Annotated in this window: 7 protein-coding genes; 3 read left to right on the top strand and 4 right to left on the bottom strand. The window is 65.9% G+C overall.

What is annotated here, in order from left to right:
* The first annotated feature begins 216 nt into the window (after positions 1–216).
* Positions 217–687: an SDR family NAD(P)-dependent oxidoreductase gene (locus ACTIMF_RS10235; RefSeq protein WP_442350264.1), complete on the top strand. Its 471-nt coding sequence runs from the start codon at positions 217–219 to the stop codon at positions 685–687.
* 77 nt (positions 688–764) lie between these two features.
* Here ACTIMF_RS10235 and ACTIMF_RS10240 read toward each other — a convergent pair whose 3' ends face one another.
* From ACTIMF_RS10240 to ACTIMF_RS10255, 4 genes are read right to left on the bottom strand one after another with little or no spacing between them, the layout of a single operon-like run.
* Positions 765–1,832, bottom strand: coding sequence for an NAD(P)H-dependent flavin oxidoreductase (locus ACTIMF_RS10240; RefSeq protein WP_442350265.1), 1,068 nt, complete (start codon positions 1,830–1,832; stop codon positions 765–767).
* Positions 1,833–1,843: 11 nt separating this feature from the next.
* Positions 1,844–2,599, bottom strand: coding sequence for a CoA-transferase subunit beta (locus ACTIMF_RS10245; protein ID WP_442350183.1), 756 nt, complete (start codon positions 2,597–2,599; stop codon positions 1,844–1,846).
* Positions 2,596–3,489, bottom strand: coding sequence for a CoA transferase subunit A (locus ACTIMF_RS10250; protein ID WP_442350184.1), 894 nt, complete (start codon positions 3,487–3,489; stop codon positions 2,596–2,598). Before ACTIMF_RS10250 ends, ACTIMF_RS10245 begins: the two co-directional genes overlap by 4 nt.
* Positions 3,490–3,493: 4 nt before the next feature.
* The gene (locus tag ACTIMF_RS10255; RefSeq protein ID WP_442350185.1) at positions 3,494–4,252 is read right to left on the bottom strand and encodes an enoyl-CoA hydratase family protein; all 759 of its coding nucleotides are present in this window, start codon (positions 4,250–4,252) and stop codon (positions 3,494–3,496) included.
* A 62-nt stretch (positions 4,253–4,314) separates the two neighbouring features.
* On the opposite strand from ACTIMF_RS10255, the gene ACTIMF_RS10260 reads away from it, so the two are divergent.
* Positions 4,315–5,103, top strand: a complete 789-nt coding sequence (locus ACTIMF_RS10260) for an SDR family oxidoreductase (protein WP_442350186.1) — start codon at positions 4,315–4,317, stop codon at positions 5,101–5,103.
* Between the two features lie 67 nt (positions 5,104–5,170).
* Complete coding sequence (locus ACTIMF_RS10265; RefSeq protein ID WP_442350187.1) at positions 5,171–6,073, top strand: SDR family oxidoreductase; 903 nt, start codon at positions 5,171–5,173, stop codon at positions 6,071–6,073.
* The last annotated feature ends 160 nt before the right edge of the window (positions 6,074–6,233 follow it).

Below are 6,233 nucleotides of genomic sequence, written 5' to 3' on the forward strand. Positions count from 1 at the left end.
TGGCGTACGACGGATCTCGACTCCGCTCGATCAACGTGGCCGGCGGGTTCGCGCTCTAGCCTCACAGCGGCGTCCAGCGGATCTCGACTCCGCTCGATCAACCGAGGTGGCCCGCTCGCGTATGGCCTCACCGCGGCACGCGCCCCATCCTGCTGGTCGAGCGAAGTCGAGACTCCCTGGCGTCCAGCGGATCTCGACTCCGCTCGATCGACGTGGTTGGCGGGTTCGCGCTGTAGCTCACTTACGTGCGGACGACAGATCTCGACTCCGCCTGGACGTTGTGGTGCACGCGGCGGCGCGATCGTGCATGTGTCCTCGTTGAACTCGCGCGTCCCGCTATACGGAGCCAGCTCGTACGCCGCAGCCAAGGCGGGCGTCGACATGTTCGCTAAGAACGCGGCTTTGGAACTCGCGGAGAAGGGCATCCGGGTCAACAGCGTGCTGCCAGGTCTCGTCCGCACTCCGCTCACGGCCAGCTATTTCGACGGCGGGACGGTCGAGTCCGATTTCCGTGCTCGGATACTGGCCGACCGCCCCGCCGAGCCGGAAGAGCTTGCGGGCCCCTGCCTCTACTTGGCTTCGGACGAGGCTTCTTACATCAACGGCACCAGTCTCGTCGTCGACGGCGGTTGGGAGATCACCAACTATCCGGACATGCGAGCGGCAATTGAGGCCGGAGGGCTATGAGCGCCTCCGGTGAGCAGGTCGATCTTTTCGGCCAACTCCTTGACCACTGCCGCAACCGGGCTTACGTATCTATCGCGTCAGACGAGATTAGATAGCGCGTTCAAGCGTCCGTGCGCCCCCGTCATGATCGACTGGATCAGTTCGTCACAGGACGGGAGGTCGTCAATCATTCCGACGACCTGACCGGATGCGAGGACGCCCGCATCGGTGTTCCCCTCGACGAGGCCGGCCTTCAGCAGCATCGGCGTATTACCTGCCATTATGATCTGTTGCCAGGTCCGCTCGCCGGACTTCCGCATTGACGCTCCGTCTCGGAGCATCGTCGTCCAGCGCATGCCGGTCAGTTGCTTGAACTCATTGGCGTTCCGGGCGGCGGCGATCAATGCCTTTGCGCGGGATCCGCTTTCGAGAGCATCGACCAGACTGGTGCGGAGGACGCGATGCGGCATGCCGTCGACCTTTGTGGAGACGACGGTGTCGTTCAACGTCCGGTCCAGATACTCCTGTTTGACGCTGTCCGGGACTGCCGAATCGGAAGTCAGCAGGAATCGGGTTCCCATCGCGACCCCGTCTGCCCCGTAACCGAGCGCGGCGACGAGCCCTCGGCCGTCGAAGAAGCCGCCGGCAGCGACTACCGGAATCGAGGTGTTCCCTGGCCCGCCCAGAGCGTCGACGACGGATGGTAGAAGAAGAGTGGTTGTGACCGGCCCGGTGTGTCCGCCGCCTTCGCCGCCCTGCACGATCACGGCGTCCGCGCCCCACGAGGCGACTTTGACCGCATGTTTGGCAGCGCCGATGGACGGAACGACCGCCAGACCGTGATCCTTGAGCTTCGCGATCAGATCCGCTTTCGGCGCGAGGGCGAACGACGCGACTTTGACGCCTTCGCGGATCAACAGATCGACGCGTTCAGCCGCGTCGGTAGCGTCGGCGCGGAGGTTGACGCCGAAAGGCTCCTCGGTCAACGACTTCGTCTTCTTGATCGCGAACTCGAGCTCGTCGTATGTCATAGTCGCCGACGCGAGAATTCCGAGGCCGCCGGCATTCGCGGTCGCTGCAGTGAGCGACGGCCCAGAGACCCAGCCCATGCCGGTCTGCACGATGGGGTACTTGACTCCGACGAGTTCGGTGAGCCGAGTACGCATGGCGGCTGCGGTCACGACTTGACCTCGCGGTTACGCGTCGCCTTGGGGTCGATCACGTCACGAATGATCGCCAACTGCTCGTCGGTCGGAGTCTCGCTGACCGGAGCTGACTCGAGGCCGGCGATCGGGAAGCCGGTGTTCTCGGCGACCTCGTCGGCCGTGACACCGGGGTGAAGTGATCGGGCCCGCATAGTGTGGCCTGGACCGTCGAAGTCGAAGACGCCGAGGTTGGTGACGACACGGTGAATGTTCAGCGAGTCGAACGCAGGGTTAGCACCGTCGACCTTGTCGAAGCCGACGCCGCATACGATGTCGACGGCTTCGACGAATACTCGCGTGGAGTGGCGGGCCACCCAGTAGCTCGTCGGATGTCCCAGCGTATTGCCCGGTGCACCGCGCAACCCGAACATCTGACGGGTCGGCTTCTGAAGCGGTCCGAATGCCGAGAGGTTCTGATTGCCGAATCGGTCGATTTGGTTGGCGCCCATGACGACATGACGTCGCCCGCCTCCGATGACGTCGAACACCTTGCGGAACGGCATCCAGCCCTCGTGGGCCCCGGACTGCCCGACGGCGGGCGTGTCGGCCAGGATCAGAGCCTCTCCGTCGGTGATGAGGAGATCGGGTTCGGTGGTCAAACGCGCCAGACGGGCACCGATCAACGGGGTCGGCGCCATCGGCGACGCCATGATCTCGCCGGAGCCGGTGAAGATGTCTGCGCAGGCAGTGACGCAGTACTCGGCGCGGGTGATGTCGGTGGTGCTCACTTGTTCTCCTCCTGCTCCGCGTGCCAGCGGATGACTTCCTCCTGGTACGTGGCCTCGTCGACGTCGAGAAAGCGCGTGCGGAACGCGGCCCACGCCTGCTCGTCCCCTGCGGCGTCGGCGTAGAAACGTTGGAATGACTCGTCGCGGCCGTAGTCGCCCGCGAACGTGAAGTGCGCTCCGTTCGGCGCGTTCACGACCCGGTCGACGTCCATCCGGTTGAGGACGAGTCGCTCGTTGGGCGCCTCGCTCATCAACTCCTCGGTGGACACGATGCGGTCGACCTCTAGAAAGCGGCGCTGCGCCGCCGCCATGTACAGATCGTCGAAGTACGGGTCCACGCCGGTGTAGGCGGCATTCCCGTGAGCGTCAGCCACGTCGAGGTGGACGAACGCTGCGTCGAGCGTGAGCGCAGGCATCGCGACCAGTGTCTGGGTGCGGCCGTCCGCATCCGGGTACGGCGACCGAACAGTCTTCAACTCGCCTTCCCAGAAGTCGAAGGCCGCCGACCCGAGGCCGGCGCGAATCGGCATGAACGGCAGCCGTGCTGCTGCCGCTTGCAGACCGCATTTGACCATGCCTTCGTCCATCTCACGGGACTCGATGGTGCCGGAAGTCCGAGCCTTCGCGAACCACGGATCGTAGAACGGCGCCGAGTCCAGCGAGACGAACCCGTAGTAGACGCGGCGCACTTTACCTGCGGCACACAACAAGCCGAGGTCGGGCCCGCCATAGGTGACGACCGTCAGATCCTTCACCTCGCTGCGAGCGATCGCGCGGACGAGTGCCATCGGCTTACGTCGAGACCCCCACCCGCCGATCCCGATGGTCATGCCGTCGTCAAGCTCGGCGACTACCTCGTCGAGCGAGCTCGTCTTGTCTCGAAAACCCATTCCTTCAGTTCCCTTTCGGCTTGCCGGTCTCGACGAACGCATCACGGTGCTCGTCGGACACTCCGGCCAGATTCAATTCGTAGGTGTACCGCTGTTCAAGCAGGTAGCTGGTCTTGACGTCGACCGGATCGATTCCGTTGATCGCCGCCTTCGCAGCGCGGATCACCCGTGTGTCCTTGGCGTCGATCATGCGAGCGACCTCAAGTGCGGCGTCGAGCAACTCCTCGCGTGGAACGGCCCGATAGACCGAACCGAAGTGGACGAGTTGCTCGGCAGTCGCGTTCTGAGCGGTGTAGTACAGCGTCCGCATCATGTGCTGAGGGACCAGTCGCGCGAGGTGAGTCGCCGCTCCGAGCGCTCCCCGGTCCACTTCGGGCAGTCCGAAGACGGCGTCGTCGGATGCGACGATCACGTCGGCGTTGCCCACGAGTCCGATGCCGCCACCGACGCAGAAGCCGTTGACGGCGACGATGACCGGGACCGCGCAGTCGTAGACGGCGGAGAACGCGGCGGCGCAACCCTTGTTAGCCGAGACGAGTGCATCGAAGCCGCTCGTCTCCTGCATCTCCTTGATGTCGACACCCGCATTGAAGCCGCGACCCTCTGCGCGCAAGATGACGACGCTCGTCTGCGGATCGTCTCCCGCGGCGCGAATGTCGTCGGCCAGCTGGAACCATGCCGTGCTCGGCAGCGCGTTGACCGGGGGAAAGTCCACAGTCACGGTGACGATGCCTGATTCGATGCGGTCGGTGGTGATCGGCACACCTGCTCCTTACATTCCGCAGTACCCAAGCAAATGCTTGCTTGTCCGGTAGGGTAGCACCCATGAGTGAAACAGCGCATACGCCTGCCGATCTCGGTATCGCAGGTTCGACGATCCTGGTGACCGGGGGCGTTCGCGGAGTCGGAGCGGGAATCGCGGACGTTCTAGAAGGGCTGGGCGCGACCGTCGTCGTCTGCGCCCGACGCCCACCCGCAGAATCCATCGAAGGCCGCGACTTCCATTCGTGCGATGTCCGTGACCCGGACGCGGTCGCCGCGATGATCGACGCCATCCTCTCGCGGCACGAGCGGATCGACGGCCTGGTGAACAATGCGGGCGGATCACCGTTCGCGTTGGCTGCCGATGCGTCGGACCGGTTCACCCAGAAGATTCTCGAACTGAACCTGCTCGCGCCGATGATCGTCTCGCGTGCCGTGCGGGCGGTGATGTCGAAGCAGGAACACGGAGGTGCGGTCGTCAACGTATCGAGCGTGAGCGGACACCGGCCATCGCCCGGGACATCCGCATACGGTGCTGCGAAGGCCGGGCTGGACAACCTGACGCAGTCGCTCGCCGTCGAATGGGCTCCGGCCGTTCGGCTGAACTCAGTCGTCTGCGGTCCGGTCCAGACGGAGCTGTCGCATCTGCATTACGGCGACGACGCCGGGATAGCCGCCGTCGGAGCGACGATTCCCATGGGGAGATTGGCGTCCTCGGTCGATGTGGGGCGCGCCGTGGCGTTTCTTCTGTCGCCCCTGGCGTCGTACATCACGGGCTCCACCCTCACCGTCCACGGAGGCGGCGAGAAGCCGGCGTTCCTCTCGGCGTCGAATGCTGACAACGCGGTGTGAACCGGGTGTCCGTTCGCACGCCACGTCTGTCGAAACTGTAAGTGCCAGAACAGGAAGTGATTGAACAGTGAACGAAGAAGTTGGCCTCGGTGATGCGCGCGTCGTCATCGTCACGGGTGCAGGGCAGGGGATCGGTCGCGCACACGCACTCGCGTTCGCCGCCCAGGGTGTCAAGGTGGTCGTCAACGATTACGCGGCCGAATCTGCCGAATCGGTGGCCGCGGAGATCGCCGAGGCGGGCGGCGAGGCCGCCGTTGCGGCCGGCGACGTCGCCGACTGGGACACCGGCGCCGCCATCGTGCAGACCGCGATCGACTCGTTCGGGCGTCTCGACGCGCTAGTGAACAACGCAGGGTTCCTCCGCGACCGCATGCTGGTGTCGCTGAGCGAAGAGGAATGGGACTCGGTGGTGCGCGTGCACCTCAAGGGGCACTTCGTGATGCTCCGGCACGCGGCCGCGTACTGGCGTGGCGAGGCGAAGGCCGGCCGCACGCCGCGGGCGCGCATCGTCAATACGTCGTCGGGCGCAGGGATCTTCGGCTCGGTCGGCCAAGGCAATTATGCGGCAGCGAAAGCGGGCATCGCCGAACTGACGATCCAGGCGGCCGCCGAACTCGGCGGTTACGGGATCACCGTGAACGCCATCGCTCCGTCCGCTCGAACCCAGATGACACTCGGCGCAGGCGGCGAGATGGCCGAACAAATGGCTGCGCCTGCGGACGGCTCGTTCGACGCGATGGACCCGGCCAACATCTCGCCTCTCGTCGTGTGGCTGGCCTCGGCGGACGCCGGTGAGATCAGTGGCCGTCTGTTCGAGGTGGAAGGCGGTGTCGTGACCGTGCTCGATGGATGGCAGCGCGCTGCGACCGCAGACAACGGCGCACGGTGGGAGCAGGGTGAGCTCTCCGGCGTGGTGCCTCGGCTCGTCGCGCAATCACCGGATCCGGTCAAGGTGTACGGCTCCCGCTGACAGTCGTGGGGGGGGGGGGGGGGGGGGCCCCCCCCCCCCCCCCCCCGGGGCGCGCGGGGGGGGGGGGGGGGCCCCCGCCCGGCCCGGGGGCGGCGGGGGGGGTGGTGTGGCCGCGGGGGCGGGTGGGCCGCGGGGGCGGCGCGGGCGGGGGGCGCGCTGG

It is taken from the genome of Gordonia sp. (in: high G+C Gram-positive bacteria), from assembly GCF_052106715.1.
Taxonomy (GTDB): domain Bacteria; phylum Actinomycetota; class Actinomycetes; order Mycobacteriales; family Mycobacteriaceae; genus Gordonia.

Excerpts from the sequence above, each read along its gene's own strand:
- ACTIMF_RS10260 (WP_442350186.1), top strand. The coding sequence starts at position 4,315 with ATGAGTGAAACAGCGCATACGCCTGCCGATCTCGGTATCGCAGGTTCG.
- ACTIMF_RS10240 (WP_442350265.1), bottom strand. The coding sequence starts at position 1,832 with ATGCGTACTCGGCTCACCGAACTCGTCGGAGTCAAGTACCCCATCGTG.
- ACTIMF_RS10250 (WP_442350184.1), bottom strand. The coding sequence starts at position 3,489 with ATGGGTTTTCGAGACAAGACGAGCTCGCTCGACGAGGTAGTCGCCGAG.